The 24701-nt window shown below is 60.7% G+C and carries 28 protein-coding genes and 1 tRNA gene; 23 read left to right on the top strand and 6 right to left on the bottom strand.

Annotated elements, in window-relative coordinates; translation table 11 throughout:
• Positions 1–54 precede the first annotated feature (54 nt).
• The 8 genes from BM364_RS09410 to BM364_RS09380 are packed head-to-tail and all read left to right on the top strand — an operon-like array spanning position 55 to position 8314.
• Positions 55–738, top strand: a complete 684-nt coding sequence (locus tag BM364_RS09410) for a hypothetical protein (RefSeq protein WP_092423591.1) — start codon at positions 55–57, stop codon at positions 736–738.
• Positions 731–1162 (top strand): GCN5 family acetyltransferase, encoded by a 432-nt coding sequence (locus tag BM364_RS09405; RefSeq protein WP_244542813.1) that lies wholly within the window; start codon positions 731–733, stop codon positions 1160–1162. The genes BM364_RS09410 and BM364_RS09405 overlap by 8 nt, the downstream gene beginning before the upstream one ends.
• 12 nt (positions 1163–1174) lie before the next feature.
• Positions 1175–4435, top strand: a complete 3261-nt coding sequence (locus tag BM364_RS09400; RefSeq protein WP_092423587.1) for a phage tail protein — start codon at positions 1175–1177, stop codon at positions 4433–4435.
• Positions 4436–4440: 5 nt separating this feature from the next.
• Positions 4441–4842: a hypothetical protein gene (locus BM364_RS09395; RefSeq protein ID WP_092423585.1), complete on the top strand. Its 402-nt coding sequence runs from the start codon at positions 4441–4443 to the stop codon at positions 4840–4842.
• Positions 4832–5056: a hypothetical protein gene (locus BM364_RS09390; protein ID WP_092423584.1), complete on the top strand. Its 225-nt coding sequence runs from the start codon at positions 4832–4834 to the stop codon at positions 5054–5056. The genes BM364_RS09395 and BM364_RS09390 overlap by 11 nt, the downstream gene beginning before the upstream one ends.
• A gap of 39 nt (positions 5057–5095) precedes the next feature.
• Positions 5096–7057, top strand: a complete 1962-nt coding sequence (locus tag BM364_RS18470; RefSeq protein WP_092423582.1) for a collagen-like triple helix repeat-containing protein — start codon at positions 5096–5098, stop codon at positions 7055–7057.
• Complete coding sequence (locus tag BM364_RS18205) at positions 7054–7686, top strand: hypothetical protein (protein ID WP_139232555.1); 633 nt, start codon at positions 7054–7056, stop codon at positions 7684–7686. Before BM364_RS18470 ends, BM364_RS18205 begins: the two co-directional genes overlap by 4 nt.
• Before the next feature lie 4 nt (positions 7687–7690).
• Positions 7691–8314 (top strand): DUF4376 domain-containing protein, encoded by a 624-nt coding sequence (locus BM364_RS09380; protein WP_092423580.1) that lies wholly within the window; start codon positions 7691–7693, stop codon positions 8312–8314.
• Here BM364_RS09380 and BM364_RS09375 read toward each other — a convergent pair whose 3' ends face one another.
• Together BM364_RS09375 and BM364_RS09370 are read right to left on the bottom strand one after the other, a co-directional pair.
• Complete coding sequence (locus BM364_RS09375; protein ID WP_092423578.1) at positions 8315–8563, bottom strand: hypothetical protein; 249 nt, start codon at positions 8561–8563, stop codon at positions 8315–8317. It abuts the gene before it with no gap.
• Between the two features lie 101 nt (positions 8564–8664).
• Positions 8665–9672, bottom strand: a complete 1008-nt coding sequence (locus tag BM364_RS09370; protein ID WP_175528533.1) for a DUF4214 domain-containing protein — start codon at positions 9670–9672, stop codon at positions 8665–8667.
• Between the two features lie 143 nt (positions 9673–9815).
• On the opposite strand from BM364_RS09370, the gene BM364_RS09365 reads away from it, so the two are divergent.
• Complete coding sequence (locus BM364_RS09365) at positions 9816–10055, top strand: hypothetical protein (RefSeq protein ID WP_092423574.1); 240 nt, start codon at positions 9816–9818, stop codon at positions 10053–10055.
• 38 nt (positions 10056–10093) lie between these two features.
• Here BM364_RS09365 and BM364_RS09360 read toward each other — a convergent pair whose 3' ends face one another.
• A complete protein-coding gene (locus BM364_RS09360) occupies positions 10094–10642 on the bottom strand; it encodes a hypothetical protein (protein WP_092423572.1) in 549 nt (182 codons plus the stop codon).
• A gap of 89 nt (positions 10643–10731) precedes the next feature.
• Here BM364_RS09360 and BM364_RS09355 point away from each other — a divergent pair, with 89 nt between their 5' ends.
• From BM364_RS09355 to BM364_RS09335, 6 genes are all read left to right on the top strand, one after another.
• Positions 10732–11472 carry a glycoside hydrolase family 108 protein gene (locus BM364_RS09355; protein WP_092423570.1) on the top strand — a complete coding sequence of 247 codons (741 nt, stop codon included), beginning with the start codon at positions 10732–10734 and terminating at the stop codon, positions 11470–11472.
• A gap of 65 nt (positions 11473–11537) precedes the next feature.
• Entirely contained in the window at positions 11538–11957 is a 420-nt protein-coding gene (locus BM364_RS09350) for a hypothetical protein (protein WP_092423568.1), read from the top strand.
• A gap of 3 nt (positions 11958–11960) precedes the next feature.
• Complete coding sequence (locus BM364_RS09345) at positions 11961–12422, top strand: hypothetical protein (RefSeq protein WP_092423566.1); 462 nt, start codon at positions 11961–11963, stop codon at positions 12420–12422.
• Positions 12406–12750: a hypothetical protein gene (locus BM364_RS09340; protein WP_092423564.1), complete on the top strand. Its 345-nt coding sequence runs from the start codon at positions 12406–12408 to the stop codon at positions 12748–12750. The genes BM364_RS09345 and BM364_RS09340 overlap by 17 nt, the downstream gene beginning before the upstream one ends.
• A gap of 88 nt (positions 12751–12838) precedes the next feature.
• Positions 12839–13003: a hypothetical protein gene (locus tag BM364_RS18465; protein ID WP_175528532.1), complete on the top strand. Its 165-nt coding sequence runs from the start codon at positions 12839–12841 to the stop codon at positions 13001–13003.
• 2 nt (positions 13004–13005) lie between these two features.
• Entirely contained in the window at positions 13006–13329 is a 324-nt protein-coding gene (locus BM364_RS09335) for a hypothetical protein (RefSeq protein WP_092423562.1), read from the top strand.
• A 100-nt stretch (positions 13330–13429) separates the two neighbouring features.
• Here BM364_RS09335 and BM364_RS09330 read toward each other — a convergent pair.
• Both BM364_RS09330 and BM364_RS09325 read right to left on the bottom strand, forming a co-directional pair.
• A tRNA-Arg gene (locus BM364_RS09330) sits at positions 13430–13506 on the bottom strand.
• Positions 13507–13554: 48 nt separating this feature from the next.
• Positions 13555–14625, bottom strand: coding sequence for a LacI family DNA-binding transcriptional regulator (locus BM364_RS09325; RefSeq protein ID WP_139232554.1), 1071 nt, complete (start codon positions 14623–14625; stop codon positions 13555–13557).
• A gap of 230 nt (positions 14626–14855) precedes the next feature.
• On the opposite strand from BM364_RS09325, the gene BM364_RS09320 reads away from it, so the two are divergent.
• The 8 genes from BM364_RS09320 (at position 14856) to BM364_RS09285 (ending at position 23701) form a co-directional block, all read left to right on the top strand.
• Positions 14856–16097: an ABC transporter substrate-binding protein gene (locus tag BM364_RS09320; RefSeq protein WP_092423559.1), complete on the top strand. Its 1242-nt coding sequence runs from the start codon at positions 14856–14858 to the stop codon at positions 16095–16097.
• Positions 16098–16189: 92 nt separating this feature from the next.
• Positions 16190–17128, top strand: a complete 939-nt coding sequence (locus BM364_RS09315) for a carbohydrate ABC transporter permease (RefSeq protein ID WP_092423557.1) — start codon at positions 16190–16192, stop codon at positions 17126–17128.
• Positions 17128–18063, top strand: coding sequence for a carbohydrate ABC transporter permease (locus BM364_RS09310; protein WP_092423555.1), 936 nt, complete (start codon positions 17128–17130; stop codon positions 18061–18063). The genes BM364_RS09315 and BM364_RS09310 overlap by 1 nt, the downstream gene beginning before the upstream one ends.
• A gap of 6 nt (positions 18064–18069) precedes the next feature.
• Positions 18070–19152, top strand: a complete 1083-nt coding sequence (locus tag BM364_RS09305; RefSeq protein WP_092423553.1) for an ABC transporter ATP-binding protein — start codon at positions 18070–18072, stop codon at positions 19150–19152.
• 160 nt (positions 19153–19312) lie between these two features.
• A complete protein-coding gene (locus BM364_RS09300) occupies positions 19313–20062 on the top strand; it encodes a sugar phosphate isomerase/epimerase family protein (RefSeq protein WP_092423551.1) in 750 nt (249 codons plus the stop codon).
• A gap of 5 nt (positions 20063–20067) precedes the next feature.
• Complete coding sequence (locus BM364_RS09295) at positions 20068–21210, top strand: Gfo/Idh/MocA family protein (protein ID WP_092423549.1); 1143 nt, start codon at positions 20068–20070, stop codon at positions 21208–21210.
• A 194-nt stretch (positions 21211–21404) separates the two neighbouring features.
• Complete coding sequence (locus tag BM364_RS09290; RefSeq protein ID WP_092423547.1) at positions 21405–22463, top strand: sugar phosphate isomerase/epimerase family protein; 1059 nt, start codon at positions 21405–21407, stop codon at positions 22461–22463.
• Between the two features lie 80 nt (positions 22464–22543).
• Positions 22544–23701: a Gfo/Idh/MocA family protein gene (locus BM364_RS09285; protein ID WP_092423545.1), complete on the top strand. Its 1158-nt coding sequence runs from the start codon at positions 22544–22546 to the stop codon at positions 23699–23701.
• A gap of 34 nt (positions 23702–23735) precedes the next feature.
• Here BM364_RS09285 and BM364_RS09280 read toward each other — a convergent pair whose 3' ends face one another.
• Positions 23736–24602 (bottom strand): TraB/GumN family protein, encoded by an 867-nt coding sequence (locus tag BM364_RS09280; protein ID WP_092423543.1) that lies wholly within the window; start codon positions 24600–24602, stop codon positions 23736–23738.
• Between the last annotated feature and the right edge of the window lie 99 nt (positions 24603–24701).

Genomic DNA, 24701 nt, shown 5'->3' with positions numbered 1-24701 from the left:
ACAAAGACGGATAGGCCAGCCGCTTGCGAGCGGACGGCTCAGCAAGCAGGTCAAATGAAATCCTATTCTCCGAACACCGTCGCGGCCTTGGCTGCGCGGCGATTGCTGCCGCGTGACTTTCTGACGTTGACGGCCCGCGATCGGGCGACAGGTGCGCCTGTCACGGTTGGGTTCTGGTCCGATCTCGCCAATATCTCGGCGCCGGTCATCAATCCCGAAACACGTGGCAGCGAAACGCGCGCGTTCTATGGCGCGGGTTCGCTGATCCAGATCGGCGACATTCCCGCCATTGTCGGTGTGAGCGTCGAGACTGTCGCGGTCACCATGTCGCAACTGCACGATCAAGTGGAAGCGGCAGTCCGGCTCTATGACTGCAAACAGGCTCGGGTGGAGATCCATACCGGCTTGCTGGACCCAGAGACGCGGCAGCTCGTCGATGCGGCCGAGCCAGTGTTCGTTGGCTTCGTCGATCGGGTCGAGATCCGCACGCCGACAGAGAACGAGGCGGGCGGGGCGGTTCTGACCTGCACCAGCGGCACTCAGGAGCTGTTGCGGTTCAACCCGGCGACCCGGAGCCATGAGGATCAGCAGGTGCGCGCGCCCGGCGATAGTTTTTTTAGGGATGCCGCCGTGTGCGGTGACTGGGATCACTATTGGGGCGCCGTGGGCGACAACACTGCCGGGGCGTCGAAGCGCGGCACTGTCAATGACAATGAAGGGCGCGGCGGCCGTGGCTGATATTCGGCTGGCGACGATCGCTGACCGTGTGCCCATGGTCATGCTGCTGCGCGATGCCCATGCCGCTGGCGGATTGCCCTTCGCCTTCAGCGCTGCACACGCCATGGCGCTCGTCGATCGGCACTTAGCCGAACCCTCGCTGCTCGCGCTCGTCTGTGATGGGGCAGGGGTCTTGCTCGCCAGTGCCCAGGAACATCCCTTTGCCGCGGTGCGCTATGCCATGGAAACGGTGTGGTGGATTGCGCCAGAGGCGCGAGGCAGGTTCGCGGTCCAGATGCTTGCCGCCTATGAGTCCTGGGCCACAGAGCAAGGCTGCGCCTTCGCCGGCATGGCTGCGCTCGCCAGCTTCCCGCGGGCCGGGATCATCTACCGCCGCGCGGGCTTCCGCGAAGCTGAAACCCATTTTCTGAAGCCGCTGGGCTGAGGGCTCCTAACCATGACCGTTTTCACCGCTATCGGCGCCGCGATCTTCGGCGCCGGTACGTTTCTGGCTGGTCTTACGGCGGCAGGGCTGCAAATCGCGGCCGGTCTCGCCGTCAGCCTCATCGCCAAGGCAATTCAGGGCCAGCCCGAGCCACCGAAGTTCGGTGTGCAAGGCAAGCTGCAGGCTGGCGACAACGTGCCCCGCTCGATCAATTTCGGGTTCAACTGCACGGCCGGTTCGCTGGTCTGGCACGGCACCTTCGGCCAGGGCGGCACGATGTCGGCCCGCGTCATCGCCATTGGCGATTTGCCCATTAGGGAACTGCTCTACCCGATCGTGGAAGGCATCGATTGCACGCTGCTCAAGAGCGAGGCTCATGGCGAATATGGCTGGCCGGTCGAGCAGTATCGAAAGGATGGCCGGGACCATCTCTGGGTCAGGTTCTATGACGGTACGCAGACGACTGCCGATCCGCATCTGGTTGCCGCCTTCAGTGGCAATGCGGAGCGCCCCTATGGAGCGGATCGCGTAGGGCGGGGCATTCCCTATGTCATCGTCTATGCCCGGGCGCCGGAGCGCAATGACGAGGGCGACAAGCCGCTCTTCCAAGGTGTGCCAAACCTCAAGTTCGTGTCTATCGGAACCCGGCTCTACAATCCGGCCGAAGACAGCAGCGTCGGCGGCAACGGGCCGCACCGGTGGAACGAGCCGGCGACCTGGGGCGGCAATGGCGATTTCAGTCCGGTCGTGCAGCTCTATAATCTCTTGCGGGGCGTTCGCGACAGCGTCTCGGGGCAGTGGCTCTACGGCATGCAGAACGTCTCGGCGGCGCGCCTGCCGGTGCAGAACTGGATCGCGGCCATCGGTGCGGCCCAGGCGTCCATTCCCGGCATTGCCGGGCCGGAGCCGACCTATCGTTCGGGTGGCGAGATGCAGGTCGGCGCGCAGGTGGCGACGGCTGTCGAAGCGCTGCTGACCGCGGCCAATGCGCGGCTCGTCGAGAATGGCGGGGTCTATACCGTCTTTGTCGGCCCGCCCGGTGAGCCGGTCATGGCCTTCACCGATGGCGACGTGCTGTCGAGCGAAGAGCAGAGCTTTACGCCCTTCTTTGCGCTTGCCGATACGATCAACGGGCTTGACGCGACCTACCCCAATCCGGGCGAGGGGTGGAACGCCAAGAAGGCGCCCCCCATTCTGCGACCCGATCTCGAGGCGCGGGACGGCAATCGCAGGCTGATGACTTCCGTGTCGTTCGACATGGTGCCTTATCCCGGCCAGGTGCAGCGCCTGATGAACTGGGCCTTTGCCGAAGCGCTGCGCGCACGCCGCCACACTCTGGTGATGGGGCCGGAGTTTCGGCGTGTCGAGCCGGGCGACGTACTCGCCTGGACCTCTTCGCGCAATGGCTATATCGGCAAGCTCTTCCGTGTCGATGGGGCGGTTTATAAGTCCAACCTCGATGTGATCCTCGACCTCACCGAAGTCGACCCTTCTGATTACGATTGGGGCGCTGGCGACTATCGTCCGGTGATCGACGGCCCGCTGGTCGTTGTCGGCCCGCTGCCCATGCTGATGACGGGCTGGGAGGTGTTTCCGGCCGTGCTCTATGACGATCAGGGTCGGCCCCGCCGACCGGCAATCGAGGTGCGCTATGCGCGGAACCTGCCCGATGTGCGGGCGGTGCGGGTGCAGGTCTTTCTGGCCGGCGGCGTTCTGCCAATCTTTGATGGCGAGGCCCCCTATGGCGCTCCGTTTTCGGCCATCCTCAACGGACAGTTCCTGCCGAATACCTCTTATGAGGTACGTGGTATATTCGTTCGCATGGGTGAGGGTAGTGGCCAGTGGTCTGATCTGCTGCCGGTCACAACGCCCGATATCCGGCTCTCCGATTTCGATCTCTATGGCGAAGTGATCGGTTTCGATCAGCTCAAGCCCGATATCCTTGAGTATCATGACTGGGTCGATGAGGGCGTCGAGTTCGCGCTGACCTCGGCGCGCGACCTGCTCGACAAGGTGCGGCAGATCGAACGCCTGACGACTGGCCTCGACTTGAGCAGCTATGATCGCATCCAGACGACCAAGCAGGAGATCAGGCTTGGCGATGGTCGCGTCACGGCGGCGTTCCAGAGTGCCATCACGGTTGCGACTGGCCCTGACAGCGCGCTTGCCCAGCAGATCGTCAGCGTGTCGACGGAGTTGGCCGGAAAGGCGAGTTCATCTGCCGTCGATGCCCTGATATCGACGGTGAGCCAGCAAGGCGACACGATCAATGCGCAGGGGCAGCGCGTGTCATCGGTCGAAGCCGCATTGCCGGGAAAGGCAAACCAATCGGCGCTTAATGCGCTGACCTCGACTGTCACGCAGCAGGGGAGCACGCTGACCGCGCAGGGTCAGGCCATCACGTCGGTCCAGTCGAGCCTTGGCAGCAAGGCCGATGCCTCTGCGGTACAGGCCCTCACCACGCGCGTTTCAAACGCCGAAGGCACGATATCGAGCCAGGCCGACCTGGTCACGGATCTGGCGAGCACCGTCAATGGCGCGACGGCCAATGCTCGCATGCGCGTGGGGGTCTATAACGGGCCACTTGGGATCAATTCGCGCCTCGCATTCGAGGCGCGGGTCAACACCACATCAAGCGCCGTCTGGCGCGTGGCGGGCTTTTACCTTGATGTGAATGCCAGCCTTGCCCGTGCCGTGCTGGCGGTTGACCAGTTTGCCGTGACGCCGAGCATTGGCAGCACTGCTGCGTTCGCGCCCTTCATCGTCCAGGGCGGTGCCGTCTATATGAACCGGGCGCTGATCCGCGATCTGACGGCGGAGAATATCACAGCTGACAAGCTCGATGCGCGGCAAGTCATCATCAACGGGACAGCGGTCACCGAAATTCTCGGTCAGAGCGCCGTCACGCGCGGCTCCATCGGCTTGCAGGATGGCCAGCATATCCCGGGCTCAAACTATCAGCTCACGGTCTCTGCCTGGGCGGAAAACCGCAGCACCGACAATGACCGTTACAATGCCGTGTGGATGAACATGGACATTGTGAACACTGCCGGCTCAAGCGCCGATATCGAGGTCAAGATTTTCGGCAGCTTCGGGGTTGTCGCGGAGCGTCGGTGGCTGGTGCCGCCCGGGACAAACAACACTTCCTTCCTCGCCATTGATCGCCGGCCGAACGCCACCGTCGAGTATCGGGTCGAGGTGGTTATCTTCCGCGGTCAAAGCCAGGTGATCCTCGAAAAGCGCCGTATCCTCATCATGGCAATGCAGAAGTAGGTCCCATGTTTTTCACCATCTATGAGCCCAGTATGGGGCCGAAAACCGGTCCCATCGTTGCAGCTTATGAGAGCGAGGAAGGCCATGATGTTGAGGCTGTCTTGAAGCCGGGTCAGGTCGTGCTCCGCGGCGTCCAGTCCGACCCGAGCCTTCATTCCGTCCGCTATGGCAAAGTCACCGACCGTCCGAAGGTGGCAGAGGATCGATACGAGGTGCCGGCCGATGGTAATTCTGAAGTGAGCTTCGATCTGCCGCAAGGAACAGAGATCTGGCACGAGGGCGAGCAGTTGACCGGGGAGGGGCCTTTCGTGTTCCGCGTGGCAGTTCCGGGCACTTATGGCTTCGCGATCCTGCCGCCCTTTCCCTATCGGCAGCAATTCGTGGAGATCGTCGCCCATGCTGTTTGAACGAGCCGTCACGCCCGACCACGTCAAAGCCGAGTGCGAGCGACGGATCACCGAGCGCTACCCGCTGGGCAAGCAGAACACCATCACCCTGCGGGGCGGTCCGGAGCGCGACGACATGCTCGCCTTCATCGAGGCGATGATTGCAGCTTCGCACCGACTGGAGGCGCAGGTGCCGATCCCCGCCGACTACCGACACGACGAACACTGGTCCTGATGCCCGCTTCGAGCGGGCTTTTTCTTGCCTGAGGCATCCATGACACTTCCTACCGAAATCAAAGGCGGCACGGCGACCATTGCGCAGGGCGAGCGCGCCGTAACTGGCCAGAACACGCGGTTTACCCTTTCGCGGCCAGGCGACGTGTTCTGGACGCCCTATGGCAATATGCGCATCGCTTCGGTGCAAAGCGATACGGCGCTGACCCTGGCCTATGATTGGGTGCAACAGGGGCAGGCAGGCGGTCCATACGAGATCCGTATCGTCACCGATGGGCTGCAGGCCGGTGTGCGCGAACTGCTCGAGCTGCTGGCGGCCGGCAACTATGCCACGCCCGATGCCAAGGGCACGCTGGCGCAACGCGCGGCCTTTGATGGTGAACCGCAGGGCTTTATCTTTTGGCAGATCGATGTCGATCCGTTCCTGATCTATGTGAAGCTCTCGGCAGCATTGGGCGACTGGACGGAAGGGGTTTCACTCCAGGGCGCTACGGGCGGGCCGGGACAGCCTGGACCTTCCGGTCGCAATGTCGAGCTCAGATCTTCGGGCACGCATGTGCAATGGCGTCTTGTCGGTGATCCGATCTGGTCTGACCTTGTGGCGCTGGAATTGCTGCGGGGTGCAGACGGGCGTGAGGTGCAGTTCCAGACCAGCGAGACACATATCCAATGGCGGTATGCTGGGGCCAGTGAATGGAGCGACCTTATCGCGCTCTCATTGCTTAAAGGGGAACAGGGCGATCAAGGCGACCCCGGCAATCCGGGGGCTGATGGCCGCGAAATCGAATTGTCCGCTTCTGAAAGCCACGTGCAGTGGCGCTATGTGGGCGAAACTGACTGGAAAGAAGTCGTTCCACTCATCGCCCTGAAGGGTGACGTTGGTGACAAGGGTGATGATGCCTATGCGGTTGCGGTTGCTGAAGGCTTCGTTGGCAGTCGGGCGGAATGGCTGGCGTCTCTGAAGGGCGAACAGGGCGACAGCTTCAATGTCGATGCCACTGGCACCTTTGCGGAGCGCGCTGCTTATGATGGCGAGGCGGAAGGGTTTGCTTATCTTTCCACGGACACGGGCGAACTCTTCATCCGGCAGGGCAGTGGCTGGTCTGATGGCATTCCCTTCGGCAAAGGAGCGGACGGTGCTCCTGGTCAGGACGGAAGCCCCGGTGCAGACGGCGAGGATGGCGATGATGGCGAACCCGGTGCTGACGGCGCCGATGGTCGCGAGGTCGAGCTTCAGAAATCTCCGACGCATGTGCAGTGGCGCTATGCGGGAGAGGATGGGTGGACCGATCTGATCGCGCTGGTCGATCTCAAGGGCGAGCCAGGCTCGCCCGGTAGGGATGGGACGGATGGCGATCCAGGAGCGCCCGGTTCACCAGGAAATCCGGGTGCTGACGGTCGCGAAATCGAGCTTCAGGTCTCTCAAACGCATGTCCAGTGGCGCTTGGCGGGCGGTGCATGGGCAAACCTGATTGCCCTCGCCGAGCTGCAGGGGCCGCCGGGCGCGACGACGATCGGCGGCATCGATGGCTTGCAAGAGGCGCTAGATGGCAAAGCCACGGCGGCTCAAGGCGCAAAGGCCGACACAGCAGTTCAGCCGGCAGCTCTCGGTGCTGCCGCTGCCATGAACGAGGCGACTGCGGCGCAGTTGCTGGCTCGTACCGCGGACGTTCTGGTTGCTCCCGATACGATTGGCGCGGCCAAAGCCTGGGTCACACTGGCCTATGCCGCGACCCGGTCGCTGGTCTGGACGGATGCATGGGCTCGGGTCTGCATCCTGAGCGGGAATATGGCGGTATCGAACCCCACGAATATCGAGGCCGGTGACACTATCATGCTGCTGCTAAAGGGCGGCACGACGACTGAGCGCACGGTGAGTTGGGGCACCTACTTCAGAGGCAATCTGCCGACCGAGACGGTGACGAGCGCTCGTTGGCTTCTGGTGACGCTTACAGCTCTTTCGACCACCGAAATCGCGACCAGCTATGTGGTGATCGAATGATTTTGCCGGGTTTTCCAAAACCGCTGATTGGCAGAAAAGGTTACTCCGGACCGGAATTTGTTGGCGCTTTCATAACCAACGTTGCATCTGGAAGCCCGACACTGCAAATCCCTCAAGGATATTCTGAAGGCGATCTACTGATTGCAATTGTCCTTTCGGGAGGTTCCAACTTTGGCGCGCCCACGCCTGAAGGTTGGGAAATGAAACTTTTTGGTGTTTCCGGTTCATCGTTGTTTTCGCGAATTGCAACCAATAATGAACCGCCGTCATACCTTTTCACATCCACCGGAACCTCCCGAAAAACAGGCATCATGCTTGCATATAGAGGCGCAAGTATGATTGACGTTGTGGGTGAAGATACGGTGAGCACTCCCGCATTGTCGGTTGCGAAAAGCATAAACTTGACCGAACCGGGGGCAATCATCGGGTTTTGGGCGTGGGCTAGTACGGGGCAACCTGTCGCCTTGCCGCCTGAAATGACATTGCGAACGTCTTGGGCGGGCGGCTTGGGGCCACGTGCTGCTGTTTTGGACGAACCGAGAGCGCAGGCAGGCCCGACAGGTGATCGAACTTTCCAGTGGGCAACAACGGGCGGAAACAAAACAGCAAGATTGATTTCAATCAGGTGAACACATGAATGCGCTTTATTTCGAAGAAACACCGAACCAGTTCGTCCGATATGCTGGTCAAAATATCGACGGGCAGCAACATCCCGGCTGGCAAAATTACGCCCGGCTTTGGATGGTGGAAGAACTGGCAGCGATCCGTCTGTTCATCCCTGAACCTGCCGATCCTATCCCTGAAGGCAAGATCAGCACCGGCCAGTCCGTGCAACGGATCGATGGAGAGGTGAAGTTCGTCCACACGCTGGTCAACAAGCCCCAGCCGACATTGGCAGAGCGGCGGGAGGAACTGATGCCTCGTCTCGGCCAGCGCTGGGATGCTGCGGAGAAGGGTGGCACTTCCGCCATGGGCTGGAATGTCCGCACCGACGCGGAAGGGCAGGCGAAGATCACCGGCGGCGTCGTCGCCTTCACCAACGATCCGACGCTGGGCACTGTGCCCTATGAGATCCAGCCCGGCGTCTGGGTCGACCTCGACGAACCAACCATGTGCGCTTTGGGCGTGATCGTGACCCAGCACGTCAAGGCTTGCGCCTCTCGCGCCCGGGCCATCAGCGAGGCCATCCAGTCGGCAAACAGCCATGCCGCAATGGATGATGCAGAGGCAGCGATCGGGGAGGGGTGGCCGGGGTGATCAGGCTTCCGGCTTGGTTTTAGCCCGCGCCTCAAGCTCGGCTTCTTTCGCTGCAAACCAGAGGCTCACAAGACGAAATACCCTGTTGTTGCCCGCCGTCTGGCTGATCACCAACAGATTGAGAACGATGAATGCCACGATGGCCGCGGCAATCATCCAATCGAGTTGCCCAACTGCAGAACGCGGAGCCATCACCCAGCCTACGAAGGCGACGAGAAAAATCACAAGGGCGGCAACATTGGCCAGCAAGGCGGTCCATCTAAGCAAGGGGCAGAACTCCGAACGTCGACCGCCCTTACCGGCCCGGAACCGGGCAGGCAAGCCATCTATTCGGTTTCCAAGCGTGCGCCTCAGTCATAAAAGAAAAGGTTTCCGACGCGATTGCCAACGATGTCGAGTTGTTCGTATCCGGTGATCTCGATCAGAAGATCGGTCGTCAGATTGAGGGAGGCGCTTCCAGGCCCATTGGCGCCAAGACCGGTCCCGTCATCAACGAATATGAAGGTGCGCTCACCAATCTTTTCGTCCACGTACGAGAACACTGCAACGCCGTTGCCGGGTAGTGGTTTGCCATCACCGGCCTTCCACTGATTGAGCAAGACTGCTCGCCACATCGCGTCATCGCCCGTCATCAAGCCATAAGAAGAGTAAAATACCTCTTCCGGGTGCACGAAGGTGGCGTCGTTCATTGTGTTAATCCGAATGCCGTGCTCATGCGCATTGAAGTTCGGGATCTCGACGAGGTTGTACTTGCCGCCCAAGAAGAGCTGCCAGTTTCCGAGATCAAAAGTGTACTTGGCTGGCGGCGGGGGCACGTCGGGGAAGACAACGACGTCATCATCATTCGGAGGCATGCCGAACATGTCCTCGATTTGCTTCTCCAGGTCGAGAGGGTCGTACGGCTTGTCGTCGATGGTCTTCAGCCATTCGCGAGCGGCAACCAAGGCATCGCCGTCATACATTCCTGAGCCGGCCGGCATTTCGGCTGTGAAGGCGGCGGCAGCGTTGGTCTTGTTCTCAACGATCACGCGGTCTGCCGGGCCAGCGCCCATGAGCACTTCGTAGGCAAGCATGCCAGCATCGATCTGCCCGCGATCGAGCACGCCTTCCCAGTAGGCCAGTCCCTCGGCATCAGGCTCACGGCCAAAGAGATTGCGATACACAGAGGTGATGATCTCGGCATTGGTGCTGCCGGCATAGAGCGCCTTGAACTCGGGCGAGTCGACAAAGGAGCTAGCCACTGCTCCCAGGGAAACGCCGGCTTCGATGCGGGCTGCCCAGTATTCAACGCCTTCGGCATCGGCTGGTCGGTTGAAAAAGGCGATGTAGATTTTCTGAACGTTGAGCGCTGCTGACACGCGGATTACCCCCAAGCTGTCCCGTAAGACTATGTGCGATCCATAACAGTGGTCTGGATGACGCCGGGTTAATCTGAACCGTCAGTCTCGAGGCATCAACTTAGCAATGCTTCTACCTTTTCATCACCGATAGGAGGCCTGACATGGCCAAGACCAAAGAACTCGACATGAGCCGCTTTTCCAACTTCGGCATTCACGAACTGTCCGAGCAGGACGGCAAGGTGAAGATCCAGGTGGGCATCACGATCACGCTCTCACCGGCCGCTGCCGCAACCGTGTCCTTTCAGGACGAATATGACGACGAAGAAGCCCGCGGCGCGCTGCGGCAGCGCCTGGCACGGCGGGCCTTGCAGATCCTTGCCGCTGATGTAGCGGCGCTCTAGGTGGGGCTGCTGCTCTACTGGTTCGGGCCGAAGCGGCGTTAATCTGTGTATGCTGCCGCCGCTGCTTCAAGATTAGCGGGGTGGATCTTCACTAGCTCGGCTAGATTGTTCAGAACATGAGCAATTGAGAAGAGTTTGGCGATGCTGTCGAACGCAACGTCTGTAGTCAGAATGAGGTTTTTGTCCTCCAGTCTTCCTTGAGCGCGCCACGTTGCGATGATGGCGCCGCCGTGATCATCGCCATGTCCGAAGATGTGCCCGTGAGCGATCATGTTGCGCTCTTTGGCAACTTTGTTGAGCAAGTCATTTAGCGCACTGTGACCCGCGTCTTGTTGCTCTCGCGATAGCTGGGTCTCTCGCAGCAGTGCCCTCGCAGTATGCACCTTCTGCGCTAGATCCATGTTCGCCACGACGATGCGCTGTTGTGGCCACGTGATGCGCATGAGTTGGCCAAGCAGTTCGTTCAGTGACATTTCCATTGCTGCGAACATCGACATGTAGAAGCCTACCAAAGCGAACGCTTGATAGGGCTGCTCTATTACGCCAATGGCGTCCAGTTCAGCCCGCAGTTCCGAGTGTTCGTCCATCTCTTCATCCCCGACGCATGACGATGCCAGAACGGCTCTTAGAGCCGTCGGGCGCAACGTTTCGCTAATTCTTATCACAGGAGGCCGATATGGCCGATGCTAAGTTCGCCCGGTGTCATGCCGTCACCGCGAAATGGGAAGGAGGCTGGTCGAACCATGCTGCTGACCCTGGCGGCAAGACGATGTACGGCATCACCGAGGCCGTCTATCACGCCTGGCTCCGCAGCAAGGGGCAGGGCGCCAAGCCAGTCCGCAACATCAGCCGGGCCGAAGCGGAAGAGATCTACTTCGACCAGTACTGGAAGCCGGCGGGCGGCCCTACGCTGGCCGTGGGCGTCGATCTCGCGACCTATGACGCCGCGGTCAACTCCGGCGTCTCGCGCGGCCGCAAATGGCTGATGGCCGGGCTCGACCCGAAAGACGACCACGCCCAGACCGTGAAGAATATCTGCCGACAGCGCCTTGGCTTTGTGCAGTCGCTCAACACATGGAAGGTGTTCGGCAAAGGCTGGGGCAATCGCATTGCCGATATTCAGGCCAAGGGCGTTGCCTGGGCGCTAGCCGCGACGAGCGATCCGCACGTGGTCAAGCAGCAGCTCGAGGACGAGGCCGACAAGTCCAAGGCTACGGCTGGGAAACAGACTGGCGCGGCCGGCGCTGCTGGCGCTGGCGGGGCAGGGGCGGTTGGCACCGATCAGGTTTTCGCCAATGGCTGGATCGTTGTCGGTCTGGTGATCATCGCCGTTGCTGTCGTCTTCGTCCTCGCCTCGCGCGCCAAGGTCAACCAGCAGCAGGCCGAGGCCTACAGGCGCGAAGCCGCAGCGCTCTGACCGCTCCGATCATCACTGTTCGTCATCCGCCGCCAAAGGGCGGCTTTTTTGTGCCCGGAGGCACCATGTCCCAGCAACTGATCAACGTCCTTATCGAGCACCTTCTGGTGCCATTTGTCATCGCGCCTTTCGCCCTCTGGATCGCTGCCCGGTATCAGCAGTGGACCGGGCGGCAGATCGAGGCGAAGCACCGCGAAGCGCTCCAATCGGCGCTTGAGAATGGTGTGCGTTTCGCCATCCAGGAAGTCTTGCGCCAGCGGCCCCAAGCGACTGCTGCGGATATCACCACCACCTATCGCGAAGTCATCACGGAAACTGCTGGTCAGTACGTGCGGGATTCCGTGCCCGAGGCGCTGCGCCATTTTGGCCTCGACCGCATGTCTGATCGGCTCCGCGACCTGGTTGTGCCCAAACTGCCGCTTCCGATCGGCACGGTTCTGCCGAACGGTGACACGCTCATCGGCCGCGCGCCGCAAGGAAGCTGACGCATGTTTATCCGCGTCGTCACCGGCATCCAAAAGCACTTCGACGAGCGCGTCGTTGAATGGGCTATGGCAGCGACAGGTATGTATTGGGGCTGGACCTTGGCCCAGCCTGGTAAGGCTTGGACAAATGAGGCCGCTTGGGCGGGGATGCTTAGGATCACCACAGAAGACACTTGGGGCGTCCTCTGCATGCTTGCTGGCGGCTTCTGGCTCGTGGCCTTGACTGTCAATGGCACGTTCTCTGAAACCGCCTATTCGCGGTATTCGCCTCTGGTTCGGGGGCTTGCTGCCCTCGGCGCCGTCTTCGTTTGGTGGCAAGTCGTGATGTCGGTTTCGGCGGTGCAAACCTCCGGCTCCGGCATTTACCCATTGCCGCTCTTCCTAAGTATTTGGTGCGTCAGGAACGCCTGGCGGGACATCGGCGAAGAAAGGCGATCCGCACGTGCCAGTGATCGAAGGGCTTGACCCCAATCTACAGGCTATCGGCACGTTCCTCTTCATGACGGCCGTCGCAATCTTCACAGCCTATCATTATGTGTTCGGCAAGAAGCCAAAGCCTGAAACCAAGGAGTTCGCTGTTGCCGGTCAGCTCGCCGACATGGGGCCGGTCAAAGAGCTAATCGAGCAGGCTGGGTTGCAGATACAGCAGCAGATTCGCACGAACCTGCACCTCGAGGCCACGGCCAAGGAAATCAGCAGGCTGGCTGACATCCTCGAGCAGCAGATTGAGGAGGCGCGCCGGGAAAAGGAGATTGCCGAAGAGGTGCAGCGGCAACTGAAGGATCGGGGGTGAGGCGATCACATTCGGAAAACCCCGATTGACTCTCTGGGCCTGTTTGTTCTTTGTCTGTTCTCATTGCTTCGCGTAGGAGAACAGGCCCATGAGCATCGCAATCAAGGTATCGCCGGCAGTCCAGGTGCGCCGTCTCAAGGCCACGCACGCCTATCTGTCCGAAAAGGACATTGCCACTCTGACCGGCATCGATCTCAACAAGGTCAAGGCGGCTCTCGCTTCGGAAGCTGCGGGCAAGCGCATCAAGAAATGAGCATGACGCCCAGCCGGCGCCGGTTGGACGCCGTGCGCCTCAAGCACCTGGCCGAAGATGGCTGGGTGCTCATCTACCGGTGCAACTATTGCCGAAACGAGACCGCGTTCCTCGCCAGCGATGTGGTCGATATCTGGGGGCCGGAGATGAAGGCTTTTGAGCCGCCGCAGCGGTGCGGACGCTGCCGGGTCAGCGGCTATATGCGCGTGCAGCACTATTTCCCAACCAGCATCGACGTAGGCAAGCTGCGGTTGCGCCGTCCGGCAGGCAAGCGATCGGTGCAGGTTTGGAAGTGGGAGATGTATGGTGGGCCGGGCGCGCGGTAGAACGTGCGCCGAACAAAAGTGTCTCACTTTCGATGGGGTTGAAGAAAGTGAGACAAAAACCCTGAAAAAGAACAGCAAAATCAGCGGCGCAAAGAGAGGGTGGCGATCCCGACAGGATTCGAACCTGTGACCAACAGCTTAGAAGGCTGCTGCTCTATCCAGCTGAGCTACGGGACCGTCAGCGCTTTCCTAATTCCATTCCGCGCAAAATGGAATGGCCTGCGCTCAGGAAGTCGCGATCCCCCGTACCGGTACCGATACCGGCTCCGGCTGCGCTATTCTCGCGGTGCTTTCCCGCACCACCAGTTCCGAGCGCAGAACGATTCGCAGCGGCGTGGGCAGCGCATCGGGCTCTTCGATGGTGTCGATCAGAGTTTCCGCGGCCATGCGCCCCAGGGCTTCGCGCGGCTGGCGCATGGTTGTCAGGGGCGGCACGTAATGTGGCGCAAAGCCGAGATCGTCGAACCCCACCACCGAGATATCCCGCGGACAAATAACGCCGTGCTGGCGAAGGCCTGACAGAAACCCGATTGCCGATTCGTCATTGGCCGCGAACACGGCCGTGGGCCGGGCGCCCATCGAAACGAACCGCGCAGCGGCAGCAAACCCGCTCTCCGTGTCGAAATTGCCGCGCAATTGCCATTCAGTGGGCGCCGGCAAACCATGCTTGTCGAGTGCGCGCAAAAAACCTGCCTGACGATCCCGCGCGATCACATTGTGCTCGGGGCCGAGCAGATGTCCGATCTGGCGGTGACCGGAATTGATCAGGTGCTCGGTGGCCCGTTCGGCAGCATCAATATTGTCGGTCACGACGGTATGAAACCCGGACTGGCGGATATCTTCGCAAGCGATCACGATGGGGATGTCCCCCGCCTGCGCCGAGAGCGTGCGCAAGGTGTGGGTATCAAGCGATCCATCAAGCAGCAGAAGCCCGTCTGCCCGGTTTGAAAGAAGAAAATTCTCCAGCCGCCGCACTGTTTCGTGGCCGAAGTAAAGGTTGAGAACGAGCACGCCGTAATCGCGCGACGCCGCCTCACGCTCGATCGCGTCAAGAATTGTGGAAAAGAACGAATTGCGGATGTCAGGTAGCGCCACGAGAATGGTCCGCGCGGTGCGCTGACGCAGCGATCGGCCAGCCTGATTGAGTGTGTAACCCGTTACACGCACGGCTTCCGACACCCGTGCGCGCGTTGCCTCGCTCACCTTCTCCGGAACAGAAAGAGCCCGGCTGACTGTGGCGGTGGAAACATTTGCGTGTCGCGCAACGTCTTGTATCGTCGGCGTTTTCTTTGTCATGATCACGTCTGGCAGCGCCCCCTCTCGCTGTCAGGATTTCGATCTGTCTAAAACGATCTTGACAGGTCTGCAAGGCTCGTATGAAACTCCTGAAATCGATTGCAATTGGTGTTTAAGCCTCTTTGCAATCGATTACACGCGGCCGGCCGGGGTCCCTATGAGGAGGGCACCCAGCGGCTGGCGGCATGATTGGGACGAAGGTCCCTCGTGTTCGTTGGGAGGACATATCTATGAAGAAATTCACGGTGGTTGCCGCAATGGCAACCGCACTGCTCGGCTCGACCTCTGCCTTTGCAGCCGAGCTGGAAGTGACGCACTGGTGGACATCGGCTGGTGAAGCTGCTGCCATCGCCGAATTCGCCAAGGTCTTCGAAGAAGAAACCGGCAATACCTGGGTCGATAGCGCGCTCGCCGGCTCGGGCACTGGCGCCAACCCGGTGATCATCAGCCGCATCATCGGCGGCAATCCGATGGGTGCCACCCAGATGAACACCGGCCGCGACGCCGAGGAGCTCATCCAGGCCGGTCTCATGCGCGACCTGACCGACATCGTCGCCGACCTGGACATCGACAGTTTCTATGTCGACCAGTCGCTGCTCGAGCCGTGCCGCTACGAAGGCGGTCTCTACTGTCTGCCGATCAATATCCACTCTTGGGACTGGCTGTGGCTCTCCACCGCCGCCTATGAAAAGATCGGTCAGCCGGTTCCCACCAATTGGAATGAGTACGTTGCCTCCTGGCCGGCTCTTCAGGAAGCGGACATCCTGCCCTTCGCCCTGGGCTCCGGTTGGCCGATCAACGGCATTCCGGGCGTGCTCATGGCCGGCATCGGTGGCACCGATCTCGTCCTCCAGGTCAATCGCGACAAGAGCGGCGATGCCGTTCGCGGTCCCGAATTCCGCAAGGTTGCGGAAGCCATGGACCAGCTGCGCAGCGTCGTTTCGCCCGAAACCATGGTTCCCTCGTTCGGCGATGCTGGCAACCAGCTCCTGACCGGTGAAGCCGCAGGCAATATTCACGGCGACTGGCTCCAGGGCGACTTGCAGATCGCAGGCGGCGTGCCTGGCGAGGACTACGAATGTCTTCCCGCACTCGGTCTTGGCACCCAGCTGACCGGCGGCGGCGACAGCTTCTACTTCCCGGTTCTTCCCGAAGGGACCGATCCTGCCGTGATCGAAGCTCAGGAGCAGCTCGCTCGCATCCTGATCTCGCCTGATGCCCAGCTCAAGTTCAACCTGGTCAAGGGATCCATGCCGATCCGCACCGACATCGATCTGTCGGGTGCCAATGCCTGCATGACCAAGGCTCTGGGCCTGCTGGAAAATGGCCTTCTGCCCTCGGGTGACTTCTCGCTCTCGAGCGACACGCAGAAGCAGCTTGAAGACCTCAACCTCGAGTTCATCGCCGACGACAACATCACCGTCGATGACTATGTCGAGCGCTACGCCTCGATCATCGAGCAGGCTGACTAAGTCTGCCGTCACGCGCCGCCTTCTGGCGCAGTAGCGTAATATGTGGCCGGCCTTGGTTGCCAAGGTCGGCCACTTCCACATGGAGAGGCATAATGGCGGATGTCGCCACGCAGCCGGGGCAGGGGGCCGAGACGTCGACACGTCCCGGTTTTGTCCAGAGGCTGTTCCTGCACAACATAACGGCCAAGGTGGCCGCACTGCCCATGATTGCGACCGTGCTCGTGATCTTTGTCGGCTGCACCGCCTGGACGATTTATTACTCGTTCACCAATTCGCGCCTTCTGCCGCGCAACGATTTCGTCGGCTTCGACCAGTATGTTCGCCTCTTCGGCACGAACAGGTGGAACATTTCCATCACCAATCTGCTGATGTACGGCTCGATGTCGCTGGTCCTGACCCTGACGCTGGGCTTTCTGCTGGCGGTGCTGATGGATCAAAAGATCCGCTTCGAAAGCGCCTTCCGCACCATCATGCTCTATCCTTTCGCCCTTTCGTTCATCGTGACGGGCCTTGTCTGGCAGTGGATCATGAACCCCACGCTCGGCCTTCAGGGCACGATGCGGAACCTGGGCTGGACCGGTTTCACCTTCGACTGGATCTCCAATCCGCGCATGGTTCTTTTCGCGCTGCTGATCGCGGGCCTTTGGCAGGGCGTCGGCTTCTGCATGGTGCTGATGCTTGCGGGTCTGCGCGGCGTGGACGAGGAAATCTGGAAGGCCGCGCGCGTTGACGGCATTCCCACCTGGCGTACCTATATCTCGGTTGTTCTGCCCATGATGCGTGGCGTGCTCGTCACCTCGGTGGTCATCATCGGTTCGGGCATCGTCCGGCTTTACGATCTTGTCGTGGCGCTCACCAATGGCGGCCCCGGCATTTCCTCCGAAGTCCCTGCCAAATACGTCTATGACTACATGTTCGGCGGCGGCAATATCGGCCAGGGTCTGGCGGCATCCACCATGATGCTCGTGACCGTGATGATCATCATGGTTCCGTGGGCCTATCTTGAATTCGGCGGAAAGGGGCGACGCTGATGAGCCAGACCGCAACCATGACGGGCACCGCGCCCGCATCCAGCAAATCGCTTGAAGACGGTCCGCGCGGCGAACGACCGAAACCCTTCTTCACGCCCAAGAAGATCATCATCTATACGACGCTGGTCTTCTTCTCGCTCTACTTCCTGTTTCCGCTCTATGTGATGCTGGTAACCTCGTTCAAGACGATGCCGGAAATCCGTTTCGGCAACATCTTCGCGCTGCCCAACCAGATCAATTTCGATGCCTGGCACCGCGCCTGGACATCGGCCTGTACGGGTCTGACCTGCAATGGTCTGTCGCCCGGGTTCTGGAACTCGGTCAAGATCACCATCCCCTCCACCATCGTGTCGATCTTCATCGCTGCGGTGAATGGCTACGCGCTTGTCAACTGGCGCTTCCGGGGCTCGGAGATCTTCTTCTCGATCCTGATCTTCGGCTCGTTCATCCCATATCAGGTCATGCTCTATCCGCTCGTGATGATCACGCGCGAATTGGGAATCTTTGGCACCCTGCCGGGGATCATCGTCATCCACACCATCTTCGGCATGCCGATCCTGACGCTTCTGTTCCGCAATTACTTCGCGTCTCTGCCACAGGAATTGTTCAAGGCCGCGCGCGTCGACGGGGCAGGCTTCTGGCGCATTTTCTTCGAGATCATGCTCCCCATGTCGCTGCCGATCTTCGTCGTGGCACTGATCCTGCAGATCACCGGCATATGGAACGACTTCCTGTTCGGCGTTGTCTTCGCCGGCACTCAGAACCTGCCGATGACCGTGCAGCTCAACAACATCGTCAACTCCGCCCAGGGTACACCGGAATACAATGTCAACATGGCAGCCACCGTGCTGACCGGCCTTGTTCCGCTCATCATCTACTTCGTATCCGGCAAGCTGTTCGTCCGCGGTGTCGCCGCCGGCGCCGTGAAGGGATAATTCCAGATGCAACACAGCGTTTCCATTCGCGACCTCTCGCTCAATTTCGGTAGCGTCAAGGTGCTCGAGCACCTCAACCTCGATATCGCGCAGGGCGAGTTCATCGTGCTGCTCGGGCCCTCGGGCTGCGGCAAGTCCACCTTGCTCAACTGCATTGCGGGCCTGCTCGACGTATCCGACGGGCAGATCTTCATTTCCGGCAAGAACGTCACTTGGGAAGAGCCCAAGGACCGCGGCATCGGCATGGTGTTCCAGTCCTACGCGCTTTATCCGCAGATGTCGGTGGAGCGGAACCTCTCCTTTGGTCTCCGGGTCGCCGGCATGCCGAAGGACGAGATCAATCGCCGCGTCGCTCGTGCTGCCGAGATCCTGCAGATTCAGCCCTTGCTCAATCGCAAGCCTGCCAATCTGTCGGGTGGCCAGCGCCAGCGCGTCGCCATCGGCCGGGCCCTCGTGCGCGATGTCGATGTCTTCCTTTTCGACGAGCCTTTGTCCAACCTCGACGCAAAGCTGCGTTCGGACCTGCGCGTCGAGATCAAGCGCCTCCATCAGCGTCTCAAGAACACCATGATCTACGTCACCCACGATCAGATCGAGGCTCTGACTTTGGCCGATCGCATCGCCATCATGAAAAGTGGCGTTATCCAGCAGCTTGCCGATCCGCACACCATCTACAACAAGCCGGTCAATCTCTACGTCGCCGGCTTCATCGGCTCGCCTTCGATGAACTTTCTCAACGGCACGATAGACGGCACGACGTTCACCGCCGACGATGGCACAGTCATGCCCATCAATGCCTATGAGTTCAGCAGCCCCGTAACCGGCTCGCGCAAGGCCGTTCTTGGCGTGCGCCCCGAACACATTCTTCTGGGTGAAGCTGCCCAGGCGATGCCGTTCAAGACCGAAGCCGAGATCGAGATCGTCGAGCCGATGGGGTCCGAAACGCTCGCCTGGACCAAGGTTGCAGGCGTCCCCGTCACCTTCCGCTGCTCGAGCGATATTCCGCTGGCAGCCGGAGACAAGGTCACGGTCGGCTTCGACATCGCCCGCGGCTCGCTCTTCGACGCCCAAACGGAAAACCGCCTTTAGGGCCGGACAACAGGGCGACACCCGCGCTGGGTGTCGCAACGCCCGGGCACGCCAGGGCTGACCTTACTTCTGCGGCAATCGATTTGTCCTGACGCCGAGCCACGGTCTTTGCATGGTCTTAGTGTCCGTTCACGCGATGCCCACAACTTCAGAGGCTGATATGGACTATTCCTTCCAGATGTATAGCGCGCGCAACGAGGCGTCGCTGGATGAAACCCTCAAGACCCTAGCAAGTCTTGGCTACAAGCAGGTCGAAGGCTGGGGCGGTCAGTTCGCCGATCCCGCCGCGCTCGCCCAGAGCCTCAAGAGCGCCGGCCTGATCATGCCCACGGCCCATATGGGCTATGCCCAGCTCGAAGACACCGATGCTGCGCTCAAGATCGTTGATCAAGTCGGCATCGAGACTGTTTACTGCCCCGCACCCCCCTCTGAAGAATTCCGCACCGGTTCCGGCGACTGGGCTGGTTTTGCTCAGGGCCTCGCCAGGATCGCAGCGGCCTTCAAGGCCGCTGGTAAGGGCTTTGGCTATCACAATCACCATTGGGAATTTTCTAAGGACGCCGATGGCAAGACGCCCATGGAGCTGATCCTCGATGCGTCTCCGGACATGCAGTGGGAAATGGACCTGGCCTGGGTGGTCAAGGCCGATGAAGATCCGGTCGCCTGGATGGACAAGCTCGGCAGCCGCATCACCTCCGTTCACGTCAAGGATATCGCGGCCGCAGGCGAAAATGCCGATGAAGACGGCTGGGCCGACGTTGGCCACGGTACGCTCGATTGGAAGAAGCTGATCGCCGACGCTCAGTCCAAGACCAAGGCGCGCTATTTCGTGCTCGAGCATGACAAGCCCAGCGACGCGATCCGCTTCGCCCGCCGGTCGATGGATACGCTCAAGAGCTTCGGAGCCTGAGACAGATGACCAAGACATTCGGCGTCGGCATCATGGGTGCCGGCAATATATCAGCGGCCTATCTTGGCCTGGCTCCGCTCTTCAAGGGCCTTGAAGTGCGCGCCGTTGCGGACATCGTTCCCGAGGCGGCCAAACGCCGCGCCGAAGAGTTCAACGTCGCAGCGCAAACGCCCGACGAACTCCTCAAGAACAGCGAGATCGACGTGATCGTCAATCTCACGGTTCCGGCAGCGCATTATCGCGTTTCCATGGATATCGTCTCGGCGGGCAAGCACTCCTATTCGGAAAAGCCCTTCGTGCTTTCCGTCGACGAGGGCCTCTCACTCAAGAAGGCGGCCGACGAACGTGGTCTCAAGGTCGGTTCGGCTCCAGACACCTTCCTTGGCGGCGCGCACCAGCAGGCCCGCGAGATCATCGATTCGGGCAAGCTGGGCAAGATCATGAGCGGCACGACCCACGTGATGAGCCGCGGCATGGAGCACTGGCATCCCAATCCGGACTTCTTTTTCCAGCCCGGTGGCGGCCCAATCCTTGATCTCGGCCCCTATTACATCACCGATCTCGTGCACCTGCTCGGTCCGGTCAAAAAACTCTCCGCCTTCACCAACATGGCGCGCGAAGAACGCATCGTAACGGCCGAAGGCCCTAATCAGGGCAGCAAGATCAAGGTCGGAACCCCGACCACGATCCATGGGATCCTCGAATTCCACAACGGCGCCATCGTTACCATCGGCGCCAGTTGGGACGTTGCCGCTCACGGCCACCACAATATCGAGCTCTATGGCACCGATGGCTCGATCTTTGTGCCCGATCCCAACTTCTTCGGTGGCGATCTCGTCACCGCTGCGCTCGATGGCACGCGCACGCCGGTCACCCCGTGGGATCATCCGTTCGGCAAGCCGAACCAGGGCCTCGACCAGGACAAGCCCCGCGCCAACTATCGTTGCGCTGGTCTTGCCGACATGATGCTCTCGCATGAAGCCGGCCAGGCCGCCCGCTGCGGGCTCGACGTCGCTCTACACGTGGTGGAGGTAATGACCGGTCTGCTCGAAGCCGGCGAAACCGGCCAGGTCCTTACCCTGCGCACCACCTGCGAGCGCCCCCGTGCCCTCGGTGTCGAAGAAGCCAAGGCCCTGCTCAAGGCGTGATGGACGTACTTCATTGACAGGCGATGCGCGTCAGTCAAGATTACTGCCAGCCTTTAAGTAGACCTCATGGTGAGGCGCGCAGCGGAGCGTAGCCTCGAACCACGAGGGCGTGGCACAGAACATCAAAGGGCGGCGAGCGATCGCCGCCTTGTTTCATCAAAGGCCCGGTCAACGGGACATCAGAGGAGAACTCCATGGCCACCACCATCAAGGGCCCAGCCATCTTTCTCGCCCAGTTTGCGGGCGACGCAGCCCCGTTCGATACGCTCGACAACATCTGCAAATGGGCCGCCGATCTCGGCTATAAGGGCGTGCAGATCCCAACCTGGGTCTCGAGCTTCATCGATCTCGAAAAGGCGGCGACGTCCAAGACATACGCCGATGAGATCAAGGGCACGGTCGATAGCCATGGCCTCGAGATCACCGAGCTTTCGACGCACCTTCAGGGCCAGCTCGTTGCCGTCCACCCCGCCTATGACGCAGCGTTCGACGGCTTCGCCCCGGCCTCGGTTCACGGCAATCCCAAGGCGCGTCAGGAATGGGCTGTCCAGACCTTGCTGAACGCTGCAAAGGCCTCGAAGAACCTTGGCCTCAATGCGCACGCGACCTTCTCGGGCTCGCTCGCCTGGCCCTATATCTACCCCTGGCCACAGCGCCCCGCTGGCCTTGTCGAAGAGGCCTTCGACGAGCTCGCCCGCCGCTGGACCCCGATCCTCAACGCCTTCGATGAAGCCGGCGTCGATGTCTGCTACGAGATCCACCCCGGCGAAGATCTGCACGACGGCATTTCCTACGAGATGTTCCTTGACCGCGTGAAGAACCACCCGCGCGCCAACCTGCTCTACGATCCGAGCCACTTCGTCCTGCAGCAGCTCGACTATCTCGACTACATCGACATCTACAAGGATCGCATCAAGGCCTTCCACGTCAAGGATGCCGAGTTTAACCCCACCGGCCGTCAGGGCGTTTACGGCGGCTTCCAGTCCTGGGTAAACCGGGCAGGGCGGTTCCGCTCCATCGGCGATGGTCAGGTCGATTTCCCCTCCATCTTTGCCAAGATGGCGGCGAACGACTTCCAGGGCTGGGCCGTTCTGGAATGGGAATGCGCGCTCAAGCATCCCGAAGACGGTGCCCGCGAAGGCGCCGAGTTGATCCAGAGCTACATCATCCGGGTCACCGAAAAGGCCTTCGATGATTTCGCCTCGGGCGGCACCGACCAGGCTGCAAATCGCAAGATGCTGGGCCTCGGCTGAGCTGATAGCAGGTCATTGCCCAAAAGGGGGCAGTGACTCTTCATGTGCTAACCAAATGCTAACAAAAGGGACCCGAAACAATGGCTGAAAACGGCGCAAAGCGCATCCGTTTGGGCATGGTCGGCGGCGGCACCGGAGCCTTTATCGGCTACGTGCATCGCATCGCCGCTCGCCTCGATGGCGACTATGATCTGGTTGCCGGCGCACTCTCCTCCCGGCCCGAAGTAGCCAAGGAATCCGGCAAAAATCTCGGCCTGGCCGAAGACCGGATCTACACCTCCTACGAAGAAATGGCCAAGGCCGAAGCCGCCCGCCCGGATGGCATCGAAGCCGTTTCCATCGTCACGCCCAACCACATGCACTTCGGACCCACCAAGGCCTTCCTCGAAGCCGGCATTCACGTCATCTGCGACAAGCCGATTACCTCCACCCTGGAGGATGCACGTAAGTTGCTGGAAATTCAGCCGAAAAACGGCGCGAAGTTCCTGCTGACGCACAACTATACCGGCTATCCGCTGATCCGCCAGGCCCGCGAACTCGTCGCCTCGGGCGCTCTCGGCACGCTCCGCGTCGTTCAGGCCGAATACGCCCAGGATTGGCTTACCGAAGCGGTTGAGCAATCCGGAACGGCCAAGGGTGCCGAATGGCGCACCGATCCCGCCCGTTCCGGCGCCGGCGGCGCCATCGGCGATATCGGCACGCACGCCTATAACCTCCTGCGCTTCGTCACCGGCCTTAAAACCGAAGCCGTCTCCGCGGACCTGACCGCTTTTGTCCCCGGCCGCCAGCTTGATGATAATGTGCACATCATGTTGCGCTTCCAGGGCGGCGCAAAAGGCATGCTGTGGGCCAGTCAGGTAGCCGTGGGCAAGGAGAATGGCCTCCAACTGCGCATTTATGGCGACAAAGGTGGCCTGGAATGGAGCCAGGAGAATCCGAACTACATGTGGTTCACCGAATTCGGCAAGCCGCGGCAGCTGCTGACCCGCGGCGGCTCGATCTCGGTGCCACCCGCTGCTTCCATGAATGTCCGCATTCCCTCAGGTCACCCCGAAGGCTATCTCGAAGCCTTTGCAACGCTTTACAGTCAGTTTGCCTCGGTCATCCGCGGAGAGGGCGGGGATGCCGAAGGGCTCCTCCCCACCATTGCGGACGGGATCGAAGGCATGCAGTTCATCACCGCTTCTGTCCAATCGAGCAAGAATGACAGCAAGTGGACTCGCTTCAGCGACGTCTGAAAACAATGGTCGCCCGGTGCGCCGGGCGACCCGCTTACTGGACGCGTTCGCTTGAATACCCGGCCTCTTCGAGCATGGTCACGACGCTATACTCACCCACAAGGTGCCCCGCGCCAACGACCAGAACAGCCGACTCGTTGTTGTCGAGCATGACCTCGATCTGTTCGACCCAGTTCCGGTTTCGCTGCACGATCAGCCGATCCATGAAGCCCTCGCCGTAAGCTCCCATCTCGGCAATGAACAGATCCGCCAATTCCTCCGGCGTGCCGTCGAGCCAGGCCGTTTTCATCTCGTCGATCATCTCCACAATCGTGTCCAGCTCACGCAGCGTCGCTTCGAGCATCACCACCTGATCTTGGTCTGTTCCCCCGGCAATCGCATCGATCTGCTGCTCGGCTGTTTCGAGAAAGCCTTGACGATCCACGTCGATTTCCTTGGCCAGTTCCATTTCCACACCGGCATTGGGATCGTAGCCCGCCCGGACCAGTGCTGAAACCGATATGGTGCTGGCAGCAAGCCAGGGTTGCATGGCGAGGAGCGTAGGAACAGGTACGGCAAACTCGGCCGCCGCGCTTCGGACCTTGCCCATGAGCTTGCTGTCGATTCGCTGGTTCAGCAGCCGTCCGTCCATCGCAAAGCCGCGCTGCATGGTCAGCGCAACGATTTCAGCCTGCGCCTGCGGACCCAGATCGGTTTCGAAGTAAACCTTATCCGCAGCGGCAAGGAGATCGTCCAGCACCTCGGTGCGCCAATCGGTGCCTGCGGGGAGAAGGTGAATCGAACCGAAAAGCCAGATGGAACTATCTTCGTCGGTGACTTTCCAGATGGCCGGAGCGGCGAGAACCGGCTGAGCCAGAAGCAGGGCGAAAACGGTTGTGGTGATCTTTCTGCGGATTCCCATGCGGCGCTCCTTGGTTTTCAGGTGCTCACGATCCTAAAGCGCCCGCATGGCAATTTCGAGAAAAACAAAGCGCCGCAATCTCTTGCAGCGCTTGGCAGA

The organism is Devosia crocina (assembly GCF_900116545.1).
GTDB lineage: Bacteria > Pseudomonadota > Alphaproteobacteria > Rhizobiales > Devosiaceae > Devosia > Devosia crocina.
The sequence above is the reverse complement of the archived record's forward strand: the minus strand, read 5'-3'. Positions and strand labels throughout refer to the sequence as shown.